Source organism: Streptomyces sp. NPDC002825 (genome assembly GCF_040295385.1).
GTDB lineage: Bacteria > Actinomycetota > Actinomycetes > Streptomycetales > Streptomycetaceae > Streptomyces.
This window is the reverse complement of sequence record NZ_JBEOVH010000031.1, coordinates 82,479-102,001: the sequence shown is the minus strand read 5'-3', so window position 1 is coordinate 102,001 and position 19,523 is coordinate 82,479. Positions and strand designations below refer to the sequence as shown.

14 protein-coding genes and 1 pseudogene are annotated in these 19,523 nt (G+C 74.4%); 6 read left to right on the top strand and 9 right to left on the bottom strand.

What is annotated here, in order from left to right:
• Nucleotides 1–8: 8 nt before the first annotated feature.
• Nucleotides 9–2,015 (bottom strand): serine/threonine-protein kinase, encoded by a 2,007-nt coding sequence (locus tag ABT041_RS31165; protein ID WP_351190749.1) that lies wholly within the window; start codon nt 2,013–2,015, stop codon nt 9–11.
• 45 nt (nt 2,016–2,060) lie between these two features.
• Nucleotides 2,061–3,104, bottom strand: coding sequence for a helix-turn-helix transcriptional regulator (locus tag ABT041_RS31160; RefSeq protein WP_351190747.1), 1,044 nt, complete (start codon nt 3,102–3,104; stop codon nt 2,061–2,063).
• Between the two features lie 219 nt (nt 3,105–3,323).
• Here ABT041_RS31160 and ABT041_RS31155 point away from each other — a divergent pair, with 219 nt between their 5' ends.
• From ABT041_RS31155 to ABT041_RS31140, 4 genes are all read left to right on the top strand, one after another.
• Nucleotides 3,324–3,482, top strand: coding sequence for a hypothetical protein (locus tag ABT041_RS31155; protein WP_351190745.1), 159 nt, complete (start codon nt 3,324–3,326; stop codon nt 3,480–3,482).
• Nucleotides 3,483–3,484: 2 nt separating this feature from the next.
• Nucleotides 3,485–6,334, top strand: a complete 2,850-nt coding sequence (gene lanL / locus ABT041_RS31150; RefSeq protein ID WP_351190743.1) for a class IV lanthionine synthetase LanL — start codon at nt 3,485–3,487, stop codon at nt 6,332–6,334.
• A gap of 69 nt (nt 6,335–6,403) precedes the next feature.
• Nucleotides 6,404–6,529: a hypothetical protein gene (locus ABT041_RS31145; protein WP_255325155.1), complete on the top strand. Its 126-nt coding sequence runs from the start codon at nt 6,404–6,406 to the stop codon at nt 6,527–6,529.
• Between the two features lie 148 nt (nt 6,530–6,677).
• Complete coding sequence (locus ABT041_RS31140; RefSeq protein ID WP_351190740.1) at nt 6,678–7,025, top strand: DUF190 domain-containing protein; 348 nt, start codon at nt 6,678–6,680, stop codon at nt 7,023–7,025.
• Between the two features lie 3 nt (nt 7,026–7,028).
• Here ABT041_RS31140 and ABT041_RS31135 read toward each other — a convergent pair whose 3' ends face one another.
• Nucleotides 7,029–7,325 carry a hypothetical protein gene (locus ABT041_RS31135; RefSeq protein WP_351190738.1) on the bottom strand — a complete coding sequence of 99 codons (297 nt, stop codon included), beginning with the start codon at nt 7,323–7,325 and terminating at the stop codon, nt 7,029–7,031.
• A gap of 225 nt (nt 7,326–7,550) precedes the next feature.
• On the opposite strand from ABT041_RS31135, the pseudogene ABT041_RS31130 reads away from it, so the two are divergent.
• Nucleotides 7,551–8,273 (top strand): annotated as a pseudogene (locus tag ABT041_RS31130) (phosphatase PAP2 family protein); the annotation flags it as partial.
• Here ABT041_RS31130 and ABT041_RS31125 read toward each other — a convergent pair.
• The 5 genes from ABT041_RS31125 to ABT041_RS31105 form a co-directional block, all read right to left on the bottom strand.
• Complete coding sequence (locus ABT041_RS31125; RefSeq protein ID WP_351190736.1) at nt 8,232–8,912, bottom strand: response regulator; 681 nt, start codon at nt 8,910–8,912, stop codon at nt 8,232–8,234. The pseudogene ABT041_RS31130 and the gene ABT041_RS31125 overlap by 42 nt on opposite strands.
• Before the next feature lie 7 nt (nt 8,913–8,919).
• Nucleotides 8,920–10,251, bottom strand: coding sequence for a sensor histidine kinase (locus tag ABT041_RS31120; RefSeq protein WP_351190773.1), 1,332 nt, complete (start codon nt 10,249–10,251; stop codon nt 8,920–8,922).
• A 196-nt stretch (nt 10,252–10,447) separates the two neighbouring features.
• A complete protein-coding gene (locus tag ABT041_RS31115) occupies nt 10,448–11,542 on the bottom strand; it encodes a nitric oxide synthase oxygenase (RefSeq protein WP_351190734.1) in 1,095 nt (364 codons plus the stop codon).
• Between the two features lie 290 nt (nt 11,543–11,832).
• The gene (locus ABT041_RS31110) at nt 11,833–13,395 is read right to left on the bottom strand and encodes a mucoidy inhibitor MuiA family protein (protein WP_351190732.1); all 1,563 of its coding nucleotides are present in this window, start codon (nt 13,393–13,395) and stop codon (nt 11,833–11,835) included.
• Between the two features lie 8 nt (nt 13,396–13,403).
• The gene (locus tag ABT041_RS31105) at nt 13,404–15,470 is read right to left on the bottom strand and encodes a DUF4139 domain-containing protein (protein WP_351190730.1); all 2,067 of its coding nucleotides are present in this window, start codon (nt 15,468–15,470) and stop codon (nt 13,404–13,406) included.
• Nucleotides 15,471–15,653: 183 nt separating this feature from the next.
• Between ABT041_RS31105 and ABT041_RS31100 the strand changes: the two genes are divergently transcribed.
• On the top strand, nt 15,654–17,267 hold the full coding sequence (locus ABT041_RS31100) for a TerD family protein (protein WP_351190728.1): 1,614 nt from the start codon (nt 15,654–15,656) through the stop codon (nt 17,265–17,267).
• 18 nt (nt 17,268–17,285) lie between these two features.
• Here ABT041_RS31100 and ABT041_RS31095 read toward each other — a convergent pair whose 3' ends face one another.
• Nucleotides 17,286–19,520 (bottom strand): alpha-N-acetylglucosaminidase, encoded by a 2,235-nt coding sequence (locus ABT041_RS31095; RefSeq protein ID WP_351190726.1) that lies wholly within the window; start codon nt 19,518–19,520, stop codon nt 17,286–17,288.
• Between the last annotated feature and the right edge of the window lie 3 nt (nt 19,521–19,523).

Below are 19,523 nucleotides of genomic sequence, written 5' to 3'. Positions count from 1 at the left end.
GGTGGCGGTCAGTCCGTCGACGCGGACGGCGCCGCGTTCCGCCAGACCGTCAGATCGAGGGTCATGTAGGTGCTCGGCGAGTCCTCCGGGGAGAAGGCCTTGACCGTGACCAGGCCGAGATGGCCGGTGCCCGTCGTGACGCAGACCTGACGGCCCGGCGACAGCTTGTTCACGTAGATGTTCTGGGTGAACCGGGTCTCCGCGCGGCACGCTTCGAGGGAACCCTGCTGGCCCGGGTCGAGCAGCACCAGGTTGCCGCCGCTGCTCTCGGCGTCGAGGTAGCCGCCGGTGTCGTAGGAGAGTTCGTAGCCGTTGTCCTCCCCGTCCTGGGGACGCACGTCCGTGTCCCCGAGGGTCAGGTGGTACCCGGCCGTGAGGTCGATGTTCTTGTACGTGGCCGCCTGCGGGGCCGGTGCCGTCGACGGCTTCGGGGCCGAGCTCCCGGTCCCGGTCCCGGTCCCCGTCCCCCCGCTGCCCTGCGTGCTCGCCGAACCCTTCCCGCCGGTCTTGCCACCGGCGTTCGACGCCTGTTGTCCGTCCTTGTCCTTCAGGACGACGTAGGCGGTCGCGCCGCCCGCGACGGCGAAGGCGAGGACGGCGGCGACGGCGATGACGAGACCGCGCCCGCCGCTCTTCTTCTGCCGCGGCTGGGGCGGGTGCTGAGCCCAGGCCTGCTGCGGGTACGCGGGAGCGCCGGGCCCCTGCGTCTGGGCGTAACCGTGAGCCGCCGGCCCCTGCGTCGGGACGTAGCCGGAACTGCCGGGGCCCTGCGTCGGGGCGTAGCCGGAACCGCCCGGGCCCTGCGTCGGGGCGTAGCCGGAACCGCCCGGGCCCTGCGTCGGGGCGTACGCGTAGCCGGGCGCCGGAGCGGCGGCGGCCGGGGGAGCGACCGGGGCGGCCGCCGGGGGAGCGGCCGGGGTCGCCGCCGGGGCCGTGGGGGACGCGTGGACCGTGCTCGGCGGCGGGCCGTACCCCGGCGGCGGGGTCGACGGCGCGGACGGCGCCGTCGGCGAGTACCCGGCCGGTGCCACCGGCGCAGCCGCCGGTGCAGCCGTGGGGGCGGTCGTCGGCGGCGGAGGCGTCTGCGGCGGCGCCGGAGCCGCGGCCCGGGCCGTGATCTCGGCGGAGACCGCGCCCGGCAGCCAGTCCTCGGGCCGGCGCAGCACCGTCGCCGCGTTCGCCTCCTGGCACAGCCTGATGATCTCGGCGAGCGTCGGCCGCGCCTCGGGGTCCTTCGCGAGGCACCGCGTGACCAGTTCGGTGAGCCGCTCCGGAACGGCGCTCAGGTCCGGATCCTCGTGCACGATCCGGTACAGCACCCCGTGCCCGGTGCCCTCGCCGAACGCCGGGACGCCCGTCGCCGCGTACGCCGCGACCTGACCGAGCGCGAACACGTCCGTGGCGGGCGTGACCTTGCGCCCCGCCGCCTGCTCGGGTGCCATGAACGACGGCGTCCCTATGGTGACTCCACTGCCCGTCAGGGACGTCGCGTCGGCCGCGTGGGCGATGCCGAAGTCGATGACGCGCGGCCCGTCGGCGGCGAGCAGCACATTCGACGGCTTCAGGTCCCGGTGCACGATGCCCGCCCCGTGGATGACGTGCAGGGCCTCGGCCATGCCCGCGACGAGCAGCAGCACCGTCTCCACCGGCAGCGCGCCGTGCGCCACGACCGCGTCGGCGAGCGAGGGCCCCGGCACGTACGCGGTGGCCAGCCACGGCTGCGCGCCGTCCGGGTCCGCGTCGATGACGGGGGCGGTGAACAGGCCCTGGACGCGCTGCGCGGAGCGCACCTCCTGGGCGAACCGGCGGCGGAACTCCGCGTCCTCGCCGAACTCGGGACGGATCAGCTTGATGGCCACCGGACGACCGCCGGGCGTGTACGACAGGTACACCTTGCCCATGCCGCCGGCGCCCAGCCGGGCCGCGAGCCGATATCCGGCGACTGTGGTGGGGTCGTCCGCCGCCAGCGCCTTGAACACCTCGGAGCCGCCCCGGCCCGCTTGCTGACCGCCCATGAACCCATGTCTCCCCACGCAGAACACTGTTTGCCGGAGGGCACCCTACCGGTGAGCGGTGCCCTCGGCCGCGTCCGTCGTGACCTCCGTGCCCGTGAGCCCGGCGCGCTCCGCGAGCGCACCGCCCTGGAAGCGGCTCTCCGCGCCCAACTCCTCCAGGAGATCGGCGATGTGACGGCGGCAGGTGCGCAGCGACATCCCCATCCGACGGGCGATCACCTCGTCCTTGGCGCCCTCCGCGAGGAGCCCCACGAGGGCCCGCCGCAGACTGGGGCCGACCTCCTTGTACGCGGCCTCGCTGGTACCGCGGAAGGGGACCGCCCCGGACCAGTGCTGCTCGAACACCCGGCAGAGGTACGCCACCACGTCCGGGTCCCGGACGAGGACCGCGCCCTCACCCGTACCACCGTCGGCGCGCCGGGGCAGGAAGGCCACGGCGCGGTCGAAGACCACGGCCCTGTCGGGCAGTTCGGCCGCCGTGCGGTACTCGGCGCCGGCCTCGGTCAGCCGCTCCACGTACCCCTGGGTGGAGAGGCTGGTCCTCGCCGAGTGCTGGTACAGCGTGCGCATCCGCACGCCCCGGCGGAGCATGGCCACGTCCCGCTCGACCGCGTCCCCGAGGCGGTGCGCGGCCCGGCCGCCGCCGGGCTGGATGCTGAACACCTCCTCCCGGCAGCGGGCGGACTCCTCGGTGAGCATCGCGGAGGCGGATGCCATGTCGGGCAGCACGTCGAAGCCCTCCCGGCGGCCCTGCTCGCGCCGGGCCGCGCGGTACCGGGGCATCAGGGAGTGCAGATCGTCGCGGAGGGACTGGGCGTGCGCGGCGGCCCGCGCGAGCTCAGCCTCCAGCGGGCCGACGACCTCCGCCGCGGCGGCGTCCGGGCTCACCGGGATCAGCTCCGCGCTCCGGCCGGGCGCCGGCCGGAGCAGCCGGAGGCGCCGCAGGGTGCGGCAGGCCGCCTCGACCTCATCCCGGCCGAGCCCGAGGTCCGGCAGCCCGTCCGGCGACCGGTCGGCGAGGCCGCCGTGCTCCAGCGCGTACGCGAAGACGGCGACGGCCCCGGCGTCCAGCCGAGGTATTCCGTCCACATCCACCCCAGTAGTCACGCATTTCCCCCGTGATGCGGCCCTGCCACTTCCCTGCCATGCAGGGTATTGCCAGGTCATGGCCCTGGACCAAGCGGGCTCGCCGGGATGAACTGGTGGCGTCCGGCCGGGGGAATCCCCATCAGGCCGACATACGGCGTGAATCCGCCAGACACGGAGCTTCCCGCCTGTCCTCTCCTCTCCCGAACCAGGAGCCGCACCATGTCCGTTGCCGTCCGCTGCCTTCTCCTCCTCGCCGTCCTGCTCGCCGGCGGAGTGACCGTCGCCACCGAGGGCGGCGCACCGGAGACGACGCGGACGGTCGCCGCGGACCCCTTGGACACCAGCTGGGGCGACGAGTACGGGCGGCCGGTGCAGTAGGGATGTCGTCACCCACAGGGAACCCCTCCCCGTACGCCCCCGGCCCCCGGCGCTCGCGCGTCGAAAGCGCCGCGGACCTGGCCCTGTTGCCCGGCATCGTGCATGCCGCGATCGCCCGGGCCGCCCAGGAGCCGTGGAGCGTCGAACCCGGCGAGTTCTGGTGCCACGTCGTGCCCGGCGCGGCCGTCGGACGGGCCCAGGGCTGGAAGCTCCACGTCCCCGCCACCCCGCTCTCCGCACCCCTGGTCCTCGCCCGGTCCGCCGAGGTCCTCGTGGCCCACCGAGCTGCCTTCAAGTTCGCCGGGAGTCCGGCCAGGGTCGCCGCCCTGGTGTCCGGGCGCTTCGCCCGCGGCGGAGGCGGCAAGTTCCTGACCGTGTACCCCGCGGACGACGAGCAGTTCCGGCGGCTCGCCGAGGAACTCCACCGGGCCACCGAGGGACTCCCGGGCCCCGCCGTCCTCTCCGACCGCCGATACCGCCCCGGAAGCCAGGTCTTCTACCGGTACGGCGTGTTCAAGGGCGTCCGCGAACTGACCGCCGACGGCTCCTTCGCCGCCCGCCTCACCGACCCCGAGGGCCGGCCGGTCGCCGACGAGCGCAACGCCTGGTTCAGCCCACCGGCCTGGGCCGGCGACCCCTTCCCCGACCGTCCCGCCGCACCGGCGCGCAGCACGGCCACGGCCAAGCCCGTCCTCCTCGGCGACCGCTTCCTCGTACGGGGCGCGATCCAGCACTCCAACAAGGGCGGGGTCTTCCGGGCCGAGGATACCCGCACCGGCGCGCAGGTCGTCGTCAAGCAGGCACGGCCCCACGTGGGCGCCGGGCTCGAAGGCCTCGACGTCCGCGACCTGTTGCGCCGCGAGGCCGCACTCCTCGAACGGTTCGGCCGGGTGCGCCCCGACCGGGTCCCGGGCCTTGTCGAGGTGTTCGAACAGCAGGGCAGCGTGTTCCTGGCCACCGAAGCGGTCCCGGGGGCGACGCTCCGGCGCACCGTCGCCGAGCGCCTCGCCCGGGACGGCATCGGCTGCCCCGACGACCGCACGGCCGACTCCCTGGTCCGGCAGCTCGTCGAACTCGTCGCCACGGCCCATGAACTCGGCCTCACCCTGCACGACTTCAACCCCAACAACGTCATGGTCACCCCGGACGGGCGGCTCGTCCTCATCGACCTGGAGATGGCGGCCGGGGAAGGCGAGCGGTGGGTCCTCGGCGCCACCCCCGGCTACACCGCGCCCGAGCTGCGCGCCGTCGACCAGGTGGCGCCCGCGCTGCCGCCGGGCGTCGACCTGTACGCCCTCGGCGCCACCGTGTTGCACGCCCTGACCGGAGCGGATCCGGTGTTCGCGGAGGACCTCCCGCCGTCCACGGCCCGGCCGGACGAACGCCGCATGGAGGACCTGGTGCACCTCCTGGCCCGTGACGACGTGCGCGTACGACGGTTCGCGCCGCTGATCCTGGGGCTGACGCGGGACGCGCCCCGGGACCGGTGGACCCTGGACCGGGCGCGGGAGTTCCTCGCCGGAGGCCGAGCAGCGGAGACCTGTCGGACGCCGGAGACCCGCCGGCCCCCGGAGACCTGTCGGACCCATGAGGAGAACGAGTACCCGGACGCGGCCGCCACCCGCGCGCGTCTTCTGCGCGACGGCATCGCCCACCTCCTGGACACGATGCGTCCGCACGACCCCGAACGGCTGTGGGTCTCCGACTCGTTCGGCGAGACCTGCGACCCGGTGGCGGTCCAGCACGGCTCGGCCGGCGGTGTGGCTCTGCTCGCCCGGGCCCTCGGTCACTGGGACACCGGGCTCGGCCTCCCGGAGACCGGCGGCGTGACCCGTGAGGCGCTCGCCGCAGGCCTCCGTTCCGCCGCCCGTTGGACGGTGGAGCGGCAGGAGACGCTGCGGAGCGAGGTCCCGGGGCTGCACTTCGGCCGGTCGGGCACGGCCTGGGCCCTGCTCGACGCGGGCCGGGCCCTGGACGACGAGGCGCTCACGGACCGCGCCCTCGCCCTGGCCCTCGGCCTGCCCGTCCTGGGCCCCAACCCGGACGTCTGCCACGGCGTGGCCGGCGCCGGCCTGACGCAGCTGCACTTCTGGCGCACCACCGGGGACCCCCGCTTCCTGGAGCGCGCCGTCGAGACCGCGGACGGACTGCTCGACGCGGCGCGGCGCACCCCCGAGGGAGTGTTCTGGCCGGTGCCGGAGGACTTCGGAACGGCGCTCGCCGGGGCCTGGCACTACGGCTTCGCGCACGGCGTGTCCGGCGTCGGCACCTTCCTGCTGCTCGCGGCGGAGGCCACCGGCGACGAACGGTTCCTCGACGCGGCGACCGAGGCCGGGGCCACCCTCGCGGCGGCCGCCCGCAGCGGACCGGCGGGCGCGCTGTGGCCCGTGGACCGGGCCCGCCACCTCTCCGACTCCCCGGAGCTCGCCCGCCACTGGTGCAGCGGCTCCTCAGGCGTCGGCACCTTCCTCGTCCGGCTCTGGTCGGCGACCGGCGCGTCCGACAAGCTCCTGCGCGACCTGGTGGAGGGCGCGACCCGAGCCGTACGGGCGGGCAGGGCGACCGACTCGCCGGCCACCTGCCACGGGCTCGCGGGGAACGCCGAGTTCCTCCTCGACGCCGCCGACCGGACGGGCGAGGAGAGCCACCGCGCCGCCGCCGAGCTCCTGGTCGAGCACCTGGCCGCGCAGGCCGTCCTGCGCGACGGCCGGCTCCTCGTACCCGACGAGAACCGCAGGACCGTCCTCGCCGAGTACGCCACCGGCCTCGCCGGGAGCCTGTCGCTGTTGCTGCGCCTGCGGTGCGGCGGCCCGCGGGCCTGGCTGCCGGAGGACGGGCCGGCCCACCCCTGAGTGTCCGGCGGCCGTCCGGCCGCCGGCGTACCACCGAGATGTCCGACGTACGAGAAGAAGGAGACCGTCATGACGGAGTACGACATCGATGCCCTGCAGGTCCTGCCGGAGGAGGTCCGCACGGAGGACGCCCGTGGCGAGGAGCACGCCGCCGCGCTGATCACCGCCTGCCGCTGGCTCACGAGCGGCTGCTGACCCGCTCCGCCCACGGAAGGGGGCCCGGCGTCCCGGCCGGCCCCCTTCCCGCGCCGCGCGACCCCGTGGAGGCGCGACCGTAGACTCGAAGTGCCGGCCCCGCCTCGCTGCCGCGGCGCGGGGCGCCGCGTACGGCATGGAGGCGGCGATGACCAGGCTGACGGGCAGGGCCCTGCGGGTGACGGTCTTCGTGGGCGAGACCGATCTGTGGCACCACAAGCCGCTGTACACCCAGATCGTCGCCCGGGCGCGCGAGGCCGGTCTCGCGGGAGCGAGCGTGTTCCGCGGCATCGAGGGCTTCGGAGCGTCGTCGCTCATCCACACCCAGCGTCTGCTGTCGCTGAGCGAGGACCTCCCGGTGGCCGTGGTCGTCGTGGACACGGAGGAGAAGATCCGCGCCTTCCTGCCGCAGCTGGACGAACTGGTGGGTGAGGGCCTGGTGATCCTGGACGAGTGCGAGGTCATCCGCTACGTCGGCCGCTCGAAGGCCGCCTGAGGCTCACGAGCGCGTGATCGCCGCGATGCCCTTGTGGAGCTCCTCCGGGTTCATGACCGGCGAGTAGTGGATCTTGGCGCCGACCTCCATGAAGAACGGCTCCGAGATCTTGGGCATCTGGGAGGGTTCGGTCAGCTCGAAGAAGATGTAGGCGGTCCGGCAGCCGTCCTCGACGGTGAAGTAGGCGGCCTCCGCGTTGAGTTCGTCGAGCGTCCCCTCGATGATCTTCAGCAGGGAGCCTTGCCTGATGGCCTCGTTGGAGGCCTTCGTGTCCATCTCGACCCTCAGCAGCATGCGCATGACGCGGCCTTTCCCGGCCGGGCGGGCGCTCCCTCCGGGGCGCCCGGAACCCCGGACGCGCTCACTTCCAGCGTCCCCCTTCGCCGCCGGCGGGACCACTCGACGAGCCGGGCGCCGGAGTTCTTTCGTGCTGCCCCTGAAGCTGTCAACCCCGACGATCGTCAGGGTCCGGTGTTGCCGTTCGGCTCGTGTTCCCGACTGTTCCCGCTTCTACGTTCGGGCCTCATGGAACGAGAACCGCGAAGGAAATTCGGAGCCGGTCGGCTCTTCGGCACGTCGGCCGTCCTCGGCGTGGGAGCAGGAGCCGTCACGTGGCTGTCCCCAGGCGGGCTGGGCGAGGTCGGTGCGGTCGAGGTCACGGGTGGCGCTTCGGCGTCCGCGTACCGGTCGGTGGCCGGAGCCGTGGCGGATGCGCCGTCGTGGCTGGGCCTCCTCCTGGAAGTGGCCACCGAGGGAACCTTGGTGATCCTCGGAATGTTGCTGGTCCGGATGGGGTGGACGGCGATCCGCCGAGGGAACACACGGGAGGTCGCCGGATCCGTCCTGACCGGTGTCGGCACCGTAGCGGCCTATGCGGTGAGCGAAGCGGTGAAGCTCGTCGTGGACGAGGAGCGCCCTTGCCGTGCGCTGCGCGCAGGGGCCGCATCCGTAGCGGAATGCCCCGGACCGGGGGACTGGTCGTTCCCGAGCAACCACGCCACCCTGGCCGCAGGCCTGGCCGTCGGTCTCGCCGTGCTGCGGCCCCGCCTCGCCGCGATCACGCTGCCGCTGGCCGGGGCCGCCGCGCTGCTCCGTGTCCTGGTGGGGGTTCATTACCCGCACGACGTGCTCGCCGGTGCGACGCTCGGCGGCGCTGTCGTGACGGCGGTGCTGCTCGCGCTCCTGCCCCTTGCCGAGGCGGCGGCATCACGGCTGGGAAGGCTGAGGCGGAATGATCCCGGCCTCGTGGGCCACCACCGCGGCAGCGGCCCGGTTGTCGACGCCCAGCCTCGCCAGGATGGAACTCACGTGGGCTTTGACGGTTCCCTCCACCACATGGAGCCGCCGGGCGATCTGCCCGTTGGACAGACCGCTTCCGAGATGGGCCAGTACCTCGCTCTCCCGGGCGGTGAGGGCCGCGACCCGGTCGCGGGCGGCGGAGCGCCTACCGGCCAGGGTGCCCGCCCCCGTCGCGGCGAGATGCGCGATGACCCGGGCCGCGACCTTCGGTGACAGGTAGGCGGCGCCTTCGGCCACTGCACGGACTCCGGTGATCAGTTCCTCGGGTTCGCCGGACTTGATCAGGAAGCCGGCCGCACCACCGCCGAGCGCCTTGAGGATGTAGTCGTCCTCCCCGAAGGTCGTCAGCATGACGATGCTCGTGGACGGCACGGTGCTGCGGATCTCCGCGGCGGCGTCGATGCCGTTGATTCCGGGCATACGGATGTCGAGAACGGCCACCGCGGGACGATGGCGTTGCACCAGTGCCACGGCGTCGTGCCCGTCGACGGCCTCGGCGACGACTTCGATGTCCGGATCCGTGGCAAGAACGGCGCGCACCCCTGCCCGGATCATCGGCTCGTCGTCGGCGATCAGGACCCGGATCATCGCGCGCTCACGGGGTGATCGTGTCCAGGGACACCAGGATGTCCTTCCGGAAACAGAGCTGGTAGGCGTCGCCGGACCGATCGTCGAACCGGTCGGCCGTCATCGCGTAGTACTCGCACGTTGTGCCGTCTCCCGTCGGCTCGGCGTTCAGAGGTCGATCGTCGGTCTGCCGGTCCGGCAGGAAACGCTCCACCTCGGACCGATCCTGCCCCACACGCAGGCGGGCATGGTCGCGTGGGTCCAGGACCGACTGCGAAGCCGACAGCATCTCCCAGCCCGTGAGAGCTCCGCTCAGCAGGGCTCCGGTCACGAGGGGCACCATGACCGCGGCGACCAGGGTCCGGCCGACCCGGCGCCGAGCGCGGCGATGTTCCTGCGGCAACTCGTCGCCGCGAGCGGGCGGGGGAGAGAGCGGCGGTGGCGGCGAGGGTGTGTGCGGGATGCGCGCGACGACCGCGTAGCCTCCGTCTCGCGGGCCGTGGTCGAACGAACCGCCGGTCAGCCGCACACGTTCCTCCAGACCGACGAGGCCACGCCCTCCGGTCCGAGGCCGGGGCCGCTGGTCGGCCGCGGACGACGGCGGGCCGTTCTCCACGACGACCCGTGTTTCTGTTGCCGCATGCCTCACGTGGACAGTCGCGGTCGCGCCGGATGCGTGCTTGGCAACGTTGGTCAGAGCTTCCTGCACGACCCGGTGAGCCGCCCGTGCGACCACGGGCGGCACGTCGTCCGCCTCGCCGTCGACGCGCAGCTCCACCGTGAGACCGGCCGCAGAAGCCTCGGAGGTCAGACTCGTGAGGCTGGAGTTGCAGGGGTCCATCGGCGTGGTGTCGGTCTCCTCCCGCAGGACACCGATCACCTCGCCGAGACGCTCCACCGCGGCCGCAGCTCTGGCTCGGATGTCCCCTGCCGCCCTTCGGTGGTGTTCTTCGAGATCCGGCGCGAGTTTGAGTGCGCCGGCAGACAGGGCGATCAGGCTGAGGTCATGGCCGAGCACGTCGTGCATGTCCTGGGCGATACGTGCCCGCTCGCGCAGCCGGGCTTGATCGGCGATCAGCTCCTGCTCGCGTTGCAGCTGGCCGACGCGCTCCCACCCGGCCCGGACAAGCTGCTGATACTGGCACCAGAACCGGCCCGCGAACCAGGGCAGCATCGTGGCTGCGACCACCACTGCCAGAAAGCGGTCGGCCAGGGGGAGCCACGCGGGAACGACGGACAAGGCCGTCACCCCGGCCGCGAGAACCGCGACCAGGGCGAGGGCTGTCGGCGCCGTCCGTCCAGGCCGTCGTCCTGCCAGGAACGCGGCGATGGCGGTCGGGACAGCCCACCACGGGTTCATCACGCTCAGACCGGCGGCCACCGCGGTGGTCGCCGTGAGAAGGGTTCCAGGCTCAAGTGCCCTGCGTACAAGAGAGGTTCCGGTAGTCGCCACGTCCTGGTCGATCACTGCGCCGTCCACGGAGGTGACGGTACGGGCATCGGGCGCCGTCCTGCCACTGCCGAAAGTCCCATCCGTGCCCGATCGCGAGAGCCTTTCAAGGAGCCAGTCCCTGGCCCTCCCGGGGCAGGAACGCCGGTCGCAGGGAGGTGTCCACCGGGTCGTAGTACCGGTGGAAGACCGCGGTCGTGGAGCCCGACACCGGCGGGACGATCCAGCTCCAGTCGGCGGGGACCGGTCTGCCGTGGCGGGTCTCCTGGGCGATGTGCCGCAGGAACCGCTCGGACTCGGTGTGGTGGTCCGCCATCGTCACCCCGGCCCGCTGGAAGGAGTGCAGCACCGCCACGTTGAGCTCGACGAGCGCCCGGTCCCGCCACAGCGTGCGCTCCGAGGAGCGGTCGAGGCCCAGACGGTCGGCGACCACCGGGAGGAGGTCGTAGCGTTCGGCGTCGGCGAGGTTGCGGGCGCCTATCTCCGTCCCCATGTACCAGCCGTTGAACGGCGCCGCCGGATAGCGCACCCCGCCGATCTCCAGCGTCATGTCGCTGATCGCCGGCACCGCGTACCAGCGCAGCCCGAGCTCCGCGAACCACCCGTGGTCCGGGTGGCGCAGCGGCACCTCCATGACACAGCCGTCCGGCAGTTCGTACCACTCGGGCCGCGCGCCCGGACGCTCCTCGACCATCAGCGGCAGCACCTGGAAGGGCTCTTCGTCCCGCTTCCAGCCGAGGTCGCGGGCGCGGGCCGTCGGCGCCGCGCCGCGCGGGTCGCCGATCCAGCGGCCGCCGGGGGTGCGGTGTCCCGCGTACCGGACCAGCTGGTCGTTGACGATCCGCGGCGCGGGGCGGCCCGGCCGGTCGGGGGCGAACACCGAGATCACCGGCCGGATCCGGCCGGCGTTCCCGGCGAGGCGCAGATGCTCGAAGCAGTCGGCGGCGATGCCGTCGGCCGAGGTGACGTGCCGCAGGTCGCGCACCACGAGGCTGCGCCAGTACAGCCGGCCGATGCAGCGGGCCGCGTTGCGCCAGGCGACCCGGGCGCCGAAGGACAGCTCGGCCGGGGTGTGTTCGTACGTACCGGTCCGGCCGATCTCGGTGAGGACCTCGCGGACCCTGCGCTCCACGTCCCCGGCCCCGGGCTGTTCGCGATGGAACTGGCGGACGAAGCTCTCCGCCTCCCGACGGTCCGTCACCGTCGATACGGGTACGTGCGGTGCTGTTTCCCACCCGCCGGACGGGGGTGCGGACGTGAACGGACAGGTGCTGACAACGGCGGCCTTGCGGCGGCGACCCAGACTGAAGACCAAGGTGTTCCCTCCCGCCCCCATGGCTACCGCACGCAACCGTTCGGTTGTGGAGAGTGAGGGGAGTTCCGGATGGGGAGGGTGTCGGGCTGGTAGGGTGCCCGCCGCTTGCCGCGCCCCGCTGGGTCCGCGGGCGCACCTGCGGGGGAGGAGTGGTGCGGACACCGGTCGTCAGCGGCTCAGAGCCCCGCGACCCTGGCCGTCGCCGTCAGCTCGTACACCAGGGTGACCGTGCGGCGGCCGCCGGGCGGCAGCGTGAGGTCCCAGCGGACGATGCCCTCGGCGTCCACCGTGTCCGGGGCGGGGGAGCAGGCCTCCTTGCGCAGGCGCACCTCCACCGCCGAGACCTCGGAGACGGGGATCCGCTCCCGGACCACGACCACCCGCTCGTCCCGCTCCCCGGGCGGCGAGAACCGGGACAGGTGCAGCCGGACCGTGCGGGTGACCACGGTCCGCTGGGTGAGGCCGGTGGTGTCGCGGGACTCCTCGGCGTGCCGGACCACCCGGTGGTCGTCGCGGCTGCCGAAGGCGAGCTCCACGGCGGCGCCGGGAGCCGTGAAGTCCAGCGTGCCCCGCCCGATGAAGCCGCTGCCCCGGACCAGGTCCACGGGCCCGGCGAGCAGGGCGTGGCCGGACAGGTTGTCGAACCGCACCACCTGCGTGACCAGCGGGGACAGCTCGGGCGAGCAGGCGTACTCGCTGCTCGCGACCGTACCGAAGGAGGAGAGCGGCACCCGGTGGGCCCGGCCGTCCCCGGGCACGGAGACCGGCGCGGGGGAGTGCAGGACCCGCGCCTCGCCGCCGTCGTCCACGCCCGGCAGACCGAGCACCGGGGCCGGGCCGAGCGTCGCGATCTCCTCCTCGCGCAGTTCGACGTCGATCGTGCGGCGCTCCGCCGCGGTGCGGTCCTTGAGCGTCAGCCGGTCCTCGACGAGCCGCGGCGGTGCGGTGGCGAGCGAGGACCGGGCGGTGGACAGCGTCAGCCGTACGTCCGACCAGTCTTCCCCGGTCCGCTGCCAGACCATGGCGTCCGTCTCCAGGGTCAGGGAGTCCCCGTCGAGCACGGCCCGGTAGGCGGGCCTCCACAGCGCGCACGGGGTCAGATGGGTCAGCCGGAGCCGTACGGGACCGGCGGCCGTCGCCTCCACCGTCAGCTCGACATGGGCGAGCAGCTCGGCGGGCTCCTCCTCGGCGAGCTCCATCGCCCGCCGGACCGCGGCGAGTTCGGCGGCGAGGGCCGTCAGCCGGGCCTCCACGGTGCGGAGTTCCTCGCCGTACGTCTCGCGCTCGGCGTCCACCCGGTCCAGCTCACGGCCCCAGCGGGGACCTTCGGACTCCCCGAACCCGGCACCCTCGCCGATCTCCCGCAGCAGATCGGCGGCGAGCCCGCCGAGCAGGTCGAGGCGGCCCCGCAGCCGGTCACGGTGCTGCTCCACGGCGAGCCGTTCCTCTTCGAGGGCGTGCTCGCGGTGGTGGAGGGCGGAGTCCTCCTCGCCGGGCGGCACCGGTCCGCGCGGTGTCCACGCGCGGACGATCCGCACGTCGAGCACGGTGGCGGGGTGGCCTTCGGTCAGCTCGGCGTGGAGGGTGCGGTCGACGGCGAGCGGGCTGACCGGCCCGAGGCGCAGGCGCTGGACGCCGGCCTCCAGATCGAGCACGGCGGTGCGCTCGACGTGGGCGCGGTCCTCCAGGCAGGTGACGGCGGTGACGGGAAGGGCGATCGGCTGCGGGTCCGTGAACATGGTGGGTGTCAGCTCCTGCGGTTGCCGTCGACCAGGGCCTTGCCGGCCGGGATGCGGATCTCGAAGCCGCCGTCGAGCGCAGCGGTGCCTCCTGCGGGCAGTTCCACCCGCCAGACGCGGGTGCCAGGGGCGTGCCGCTCCGGCGCGGCACCCTCCTCGGGTTCCGTCCAGTCGGCGCGTTCCTCGATGCGGACGTCCGGCTCGGAGGAGACCGGCACCCGCTCGTGGACCTCGACCGTGACCGGCCCCGCGAGGCGGTTCGCCAGCTCCACGTGGACGCGGTGGTCGAGCACGGTGACGTTGTTGCGAAGGCCCGCCGTCGACTCCTTGAGGTGGGTGCGGCGCGTGACGCGGACGCCCTCGGAGGGCCCGAGGCCCAGCCGGCGGACGGCACCGGGCGCGAGCGTGGGCAGCGCGGCGGTCAGCAGGTAGTCGTCGTCGACGGTGACCTCCACCGGGCCCGCGAGCAGCGCCTGATCGGTGGCGTTGGACACGGCGAGCGTCGCGTACACCGTCTGCTCCACGGCCGGCACGCACAGGTGCTCGGCGCGCAGACCGACCGGGATCTCCCCGACGGCGACGCTGTGCCAGGTGCCGTCCGAGGGGACGTCGGCGCGGGCGACGGCGTCGAAACGGTGGTCGAACGAGCCCGCCGACTCCCGGGGGCGCACGGCGTGTTCGGGCAGCGGCAGCGCCGCCACCGCCTCGGCGCGGCGGCGGTGCTCGACCGCCACGGCGTCGAAGGAGGAGCCGGGGAAGAGCCGGCCACGGCGAGCGCCCGGCTCCTCCGGGCCGGCCAACACGAGCGCGGCATAGTCGAGTTCGGCACCGCTCGGCTGCGGCGGACCCACCGGCGGCGGTGGCGGTGGCGGAGCCGCCGCGCCGGGGGCCGCCGGGGCCTGGGGCGCGGGGGCCCCTCGGAAGGCCCCACCGCCACGCGGCCGGCTGCCCGGTGGCTGCGGGGCCGCGGGAACCGCACCGCCGAAGGCCGAAGGCGCCGCGCCGTACCCGCCACCGGGCTGCGGCGGCCCGGTGAACGCCGGAGGCGCGAGCGGTGCCGGTGCCGGCACGGGGGCGGGCACCGTCACCGGAACCGGTGCCGAGCCGGGGGCTCCTCCGGCGGCGGAACCGGGGAGGGAGGGCCGTGGCGCCGCGCCGGCCGCCTCGTACCCGGTGAACAGGTCGGCGAGCCCCGCCGGGGGTTCGCGCCAGCCGGAGGGCGCGGGCGCGGACTGACGGCGTCCGATCCGGATCGAGCGGAGCGCCGGCAGATCGGTACGGCGCCGAAGATCGGCGGTGGCCAGGGCGAGGCGCACCCCCCTCCAGTCCTCGCCGGTGCGCTGCGCCACCGAGGCGCGCAGCACCAGCCGCCCACTGCCGTCTCCTTGACGGTGGGTCAGCCGGTACGTCGGCACCCAGACGGCACCCGGCACGCCGTACTCCAGCTCCAGCTCGACCTCCTCCGCCCCCTCGGGCCCGTCGAGGGCCAGCACGGCACAGACCGAGGTGTCGACACGAGCGGCCGGAGCGTCGGTGGAGGCACGGTGGAGCCGGTCCTGGGCGACCTCGAAGGCGTGCTCGGCGAGCCGGAGCGCCTCGTCGAGCTCGGCCAGCCGGGCGTGCAGCCCCGCAAGGCGCGAGTCGACGAACTCGGCGAGCTCCAGCCACGCGTCGACCGGCGTGCGGCGGTGCGGATCCTCGCGCTTGCGCGGCGGCGGGACCGGGCGGAGACCGCCGACCTCCCCGATCAGGGCCCGGTGCCGGTCACGGCGCGCCCGCGCCGCCGCGGCCGCGTCGCGCAACCGCTCGGCCTCGCGCCGCAGACCGTCGGGCGCACCGTCGGCGTACGGCGCCGCCTCGACCTCCACCCGCGCCTCGGTGACCCGGGCCCCGGAGGCGCCCAGGACCCGGGCCCGCAGCGAACCGGGGTCCAGCGAGCGCGGCAGCCCCGTCACCCGCACCCGGCCGTCCGGCGGGACCGTGCCCCGGGCCAGGCGCCGGCAGAGCGCGCCCTGCGCGTACACCACGACCGAGTCGAGCTCCGACCCCCACCGCTGCCCCGCACCGACCGTCATGCGCCCCCCTCTGCCCTCTCCGTGTGCGGGGAAGCCTACGCCGGACCGCCCCGGGCGGTCCCCGAGCGCCGGAGGCGGCGCAGGTCCGGGACCTTGTCCGGGACGGCCGACCGACTGCAAGATCCTCTTTGTGAAGGTCTTGGGTGGGAACTCCGAGGGAAAGGCCGGTGTGTCGTGGGGGAGATGACCAAGGGGAGCAACGGGTTCGTTCCGTCCGTGCCGTTGCGGATCGCCGTGCGCGGTGGCGTGGACGCCATGGCGCTGCTCCTCACCGAGGCCGGGAAGGTCAGGGGCGACGGGGACGTCGTCTTCCACGGCGCCCCGGTCCACCCCTCCGGAGCGGTCCGGCTCGCGGACGTGGCGGGGGCCGCGGCGGCCGGCACGGCGTGGCTGGAGGTCGGTCTCACCGCCGTGGAGGAGCAGATCGCGCGCGTGCTGCTCGTCGGTTCGACGGAGCGCGGTGCGATGCGGGACGCAGCCGGGCTTTCGGTGGAGGCCTTCGCACCCGACGGCACGTCGGTCGCGCGGTACGACGTCACCGACGCCGCCGGGGAGACGGCGATGGTCCTCGCCGAGCTCTACCGCCGGGCCGGCGGATGGAAGTTCCGTGCCGTGGGCCAGGGTTGGGTCACCGGGCTCGCCGGTCTCGCCACGGACCACGGTGTGGACGTGGCCGAATCCTCCGGCGGGTCGACGGCACCGGCGACACCGCGGGCGCCCGCACCCGCGCAGCCTCCGGCGGCCGGCCACCTGCCCGCATCCCCGCCGACTCCGCCTGCCGCACCCGCACCCGTGCCGGCTCCCGCACCCGTGCCGGCTCCCGCCCCCGTGCCGGCTCCCGCGCCCGTGCCGGCTCCCGCCCCCGTGCCGGGCTTCGCCCCTCCGCCGGCGGACGTCCTTCCGCCGGCGGACGTCCTTCCGCCCGCGGCCGTTCCTCCGGCGGCGGCCCCGCCCCTCGGGGTCCCCGCCGCGGCTGCCCCTCCGTTCGCGGCCCCTCCGTTCGCGGTCCCTCCGGCGGCGGTCCCGCCCGTGGCGGCCGTCCCGCCCGCCGAGCCCGTCCCTCCCGTCACCGCCGGCTGGTGGACGTACGGGCCCGTCTTCGAGCCGTACACGGAGACCGGCCGGGACAACGACGTGATCACCGTCGGCGGGCTCCCGCCGGGCCCGGTCGTGGTCCAGCTCGACATCAGGGGCGACGGGTACACGGGACTCTGGCTGCTCAACCGCCGCAACAAGGAGGAGGACAACCTCGTCAACAGCACCGAGGAGGACTTCCACGGCAGCGTCCTCACCACCGTCCCCGCCCACGGCACCCTGCGTCTGAAGCTGCAGGCCGAGGGGCCCTGGCAGGTCCGGGTGTCGCCGCTGGCGGCGGCCCCCCGCCTGACGGAGGAGGAGGCGCCGTACCGCGGTCCCCAGGTGCTGCTGCACACCGGAGGCGTGGCCGACATGGCCGTCCACTACCGCGGCGACGACAACCTCATCGTCCACGTCTACGAACTCGCGGGGCACGACGACCACTCGGCGCTGCCGCAGTACGACAACGCGGTCAACGAGATCGGCAAGCGGCGCGAGACCGTACCGCTGCCCGAGGGCCCCCTGATCGTCCAGTTCGAGATGGCGGACGGCCCGTGGACCGCCAGGCTGAAGCGCCTGCAGCCGCCGACCCGGCCGCTGCCCCCGGCACCGCCGGGCGCGGCGGCACCCGTCCCGTTCGCCGCGCCCGGAGAGCCGGCCTGGCCGGACAAGCAGGCCGGACCCGGCCCGAGGAGGAACTGGTTCTCGCGCGGCCGGTGACGACCGTCGGGGCACACCTCAGGGGTGCGCGGCCGTGGACGTCAGGGCCAGGGCCGCCCCCACCTCCCCCGCCAGGGCGACGGGGTCGCCCACCGGGGCCGTCGGATAGGCCTGGTGGCCGCGAGCCCAGGCGTCCTCCCGGGCGAACCAGTCGATCGCGACCGGCGCAGTGCCCCGTACGAGCGCGGTGTCGAGGCTCGTGAAGTAGGCGGCCCAGCGCGGCGCGTACACGTCCTGGACGAGACCGGCCCACTCGCGGTTGGCGTAGTCGTGCAGGCCGCTCTCGCTCGGTCCCCGGTCGGCCCAGGTGGTGAGGATCGAGCGGGCGTCGTACTCGAGACGGTCGCTCTCGGCCGCGTCGGCGCCCCAGGAACGGGCGTCGGCGAGCCACGGGCCGACCAGGAAACGCCGGTCGGAGGCGACGAGCCGTCCGAGCAGCTCCTCCTCGGCGGTCCATTCGCGCACCAGGGCCCGGAAGCCCTCCAGGTCCATCGCGTCGTACGCGGTCTTGATGCGCGGCAGCAGGGCCCGGCCCCGGTTGGTGAGCGCCTGGCGTGCCACGTCCACCACGTCGAAGCGGTACGCGTCCGAGCTCCGCAGCTCCGGCGCCACCTGGAGCAGCTCCGACAGGGCGCGCTCCACCGCGACGGCCTCGTACCGCATGGCGGTCGGGCTCCAGCGCGCCGCCCTGGTCGCCGTCAGGCTGGGCCGGGCGGCGAAGAGGCTGTCCTGCGGCTCGCTCCACGTGCCGGACGTCCCGCTGTACGGGCCGAGGCGCAACTGCTCCCAGGCGGCGGCCGCGTGCGGGTCGGCACCGCCGTAGCGCCGGGCCGCGTAGGCGGCGAACCAGGCGCGGTGGTCGACCGGGTCCGGCTCCCAGGCGAGTTCGGTGAACAGGTCGAAGGCCGCGGGGTTCCCGCCGGTGCCCTCGGGAAGGTAGGCGATACCGCTCAGCGCGCTGTCGGACCTGGTCAGCCACGTACGGAAACGGTCCACCCACACGCCGGTGTTGGCGCCCAGGCTGGTGTGGCCGCCGAAGTTCGCGATGGAACCGAACGCGTAGGGCGTACCGCCCCACTGCGTCTCGCGGTCGAGTCCCTCGTACCGGTCGGAGAGGCCGTCGACGATCAGCACCCTGCTCCGGTCCACCCCGCTCAGGAGGGCCGCGGACGGGTTGTTCTGCCAGCCGAGCATGACCCAGGTGGCCCCGGGGTGCGCGGTGTCCAGGGCCTCCTGGACGGCCTCCGCCGCCCGCGCGACGTCGACCGGGCCGGGCGTGCCGCCCTCGTGCAGCAGGTCCATCTTGAACAGGGCGGTGTCACCGAACCGGTGCCGCTGCACCCGGTAGTAGGAGGCGGCCAGTTCACCGAAGACGGGTCCCGTCGGATCCAGCCAGTCGGGCCGGGCGAACCCGACCCACTTGCCCTGCGGGACGGTGACCGCGCCCGGGTTCCGGTCGGCGAAGCCGGGCGGCACCGTACCGAAGAAGCCCGGCAGCACCGGCGTCATCCCCAGCGAGCGCAGATGTCCCGCGATCCGGGCGCCCAGCGCCGCCCGCGCCTCGATCAGCCGCTCGGACACCGGACCCCCGAAGCCCGACATGTTCTGCAGCAGCCACCAGGCCTGGTGCGCGGGGCCCGGGATCCACGCCCGCAGCTCCTCCGCGTCATAGCCGAACCCCTGGAGCGCCCGGTAGTACGGGTATTCGGCCCCGGTCGGCACGAAGACCTCGTTCACGCCGTGCAGCGCCATCAGATCGATGTCGCGCCGGTACGAGGCGAAGTCGCGGTACGCGCCGGAGTACCCCTCGTCGGTGTCGTTCAGGGCGTAGCGGTGGGTCACCGTCGCCGACCGGGTGATCGTGCCCGGGACCGCGGGGAGCGTCTCCGGCAGCCGGCCGACGCTGTCGCCCGGCCAGCCGATGTCGACCCCGGCGACCCGCTCCAGATACCAGCCCACTCCGGTGAGCAGCGTGGCTGGCGAGGTGCCCCGCACCTGGATCGCGCCCGCCCCGCCGGAGACCGAGAAGGAGTCCCCGGAGCCGGTCTCCTCGACGGCGACGAGGGTGAACTGCGCTGCCCGGGCGGGCAGCAGACGCTCCAGGGCCGCCCGGGCGGGCGCGGGGTCGAAGGCGGGCTCGGCGGCGGAGGCGGTGCCCGGCCGGGCCGGCACGCCGGTCACGGCGGCGGTCACGGCGGCGACCACCGCTACGAGGAAGGTGTCGCGGCAACGACGGATCAGACGGCTGCCCATCAG

Bases quoted from the DNA above. Each gene is read 5' to 3' on its own strand.
- ABT041_RS31165 (WP_351190749.1), bottom strand. From the start codon at position 2,015: ATGGGCGGTCAGCAAGCGGGCCGGGGCGGCTCCGAGGTGTTCAAGGCG.
- ABT041_RS31135 (WP_351190738.1), bottom strand. From the start codon at position 7,325: ATGCGCATGCTGCTGAGGGTCGAGATGGACACGAAGGCCTCCAACGAG.
- lanL (WP_351190743.1), top strand. From the start codon at position 3,485: ATGTCGTCACCCACAGGGAACCCCTCCCCGTACGCCCCCGGCCCCCGG.
- ABT041_RS31095 (WP_351190726.1), bottom strand. From the start codon at position 19,520: ATGGGCAGCCGTCTGATCCGTCGTTGCCGCGACACCTTCCTCGTAGCG.
- ABT041_RS31145 (WP_255325155.1), top strand. From the start codon at position 6,404: ATGACGGAGTACGACATCGATGCCCTGCAGGTCCTGCCGGAGGAGGTC.
- ABT041_RS31125 (WP_351190736.1), bottom strand. From the start codon at position 8,912: ATGATCCGGGTCCTGATCGCCGACGACGAGCCGATGATCCGGGCAGGG.
- ABT041_RS31155 (WP_351190745.1), top strand. From the start codon at position 3,324: ATGTCCGTTGCCGTCCGCTGCCTTCTCCTCCTCGCCGTCCTGCTCGCC.
- ABT041_RS31105 (WP_351190730.1), bottom strand. From the start codon at position 15,470: ATGACGGTCGGTGCGGGGCAGCGGTGGGGGTCGGAGCTCGACTCGGTC.
- ABT041_RS31140 (WP_351190740.1), top strand. From the start codon at position 6,678: ATGACCAGGCTGACGGGCAGGGCCCTGCGGGTGACGGTCTTCGTGGGC.
- ABT041_RS31120 (WP_351190773.1), bottom strand. From the start codon at position 10,251: ATGAACCCGTGGTGGGCTGTCCCGACCGCCATCGCCGCGTTCCTGGCA.
- ABT041_RS31100 (WP_351190728.1), top strand. From the start codon at position 15,654: ATGACCAAGGGGAGCAACGGGTTCGTTCCGTCCGTGCCGTTGCGGATC.
- ABT041_RS31110 (WP_351190732.1), bottom strand. From the start codon at position 13,395: ATGTTCACGGACCCGCAGCCGATCGCCCTTCCCGTCACCGCCGTCACC.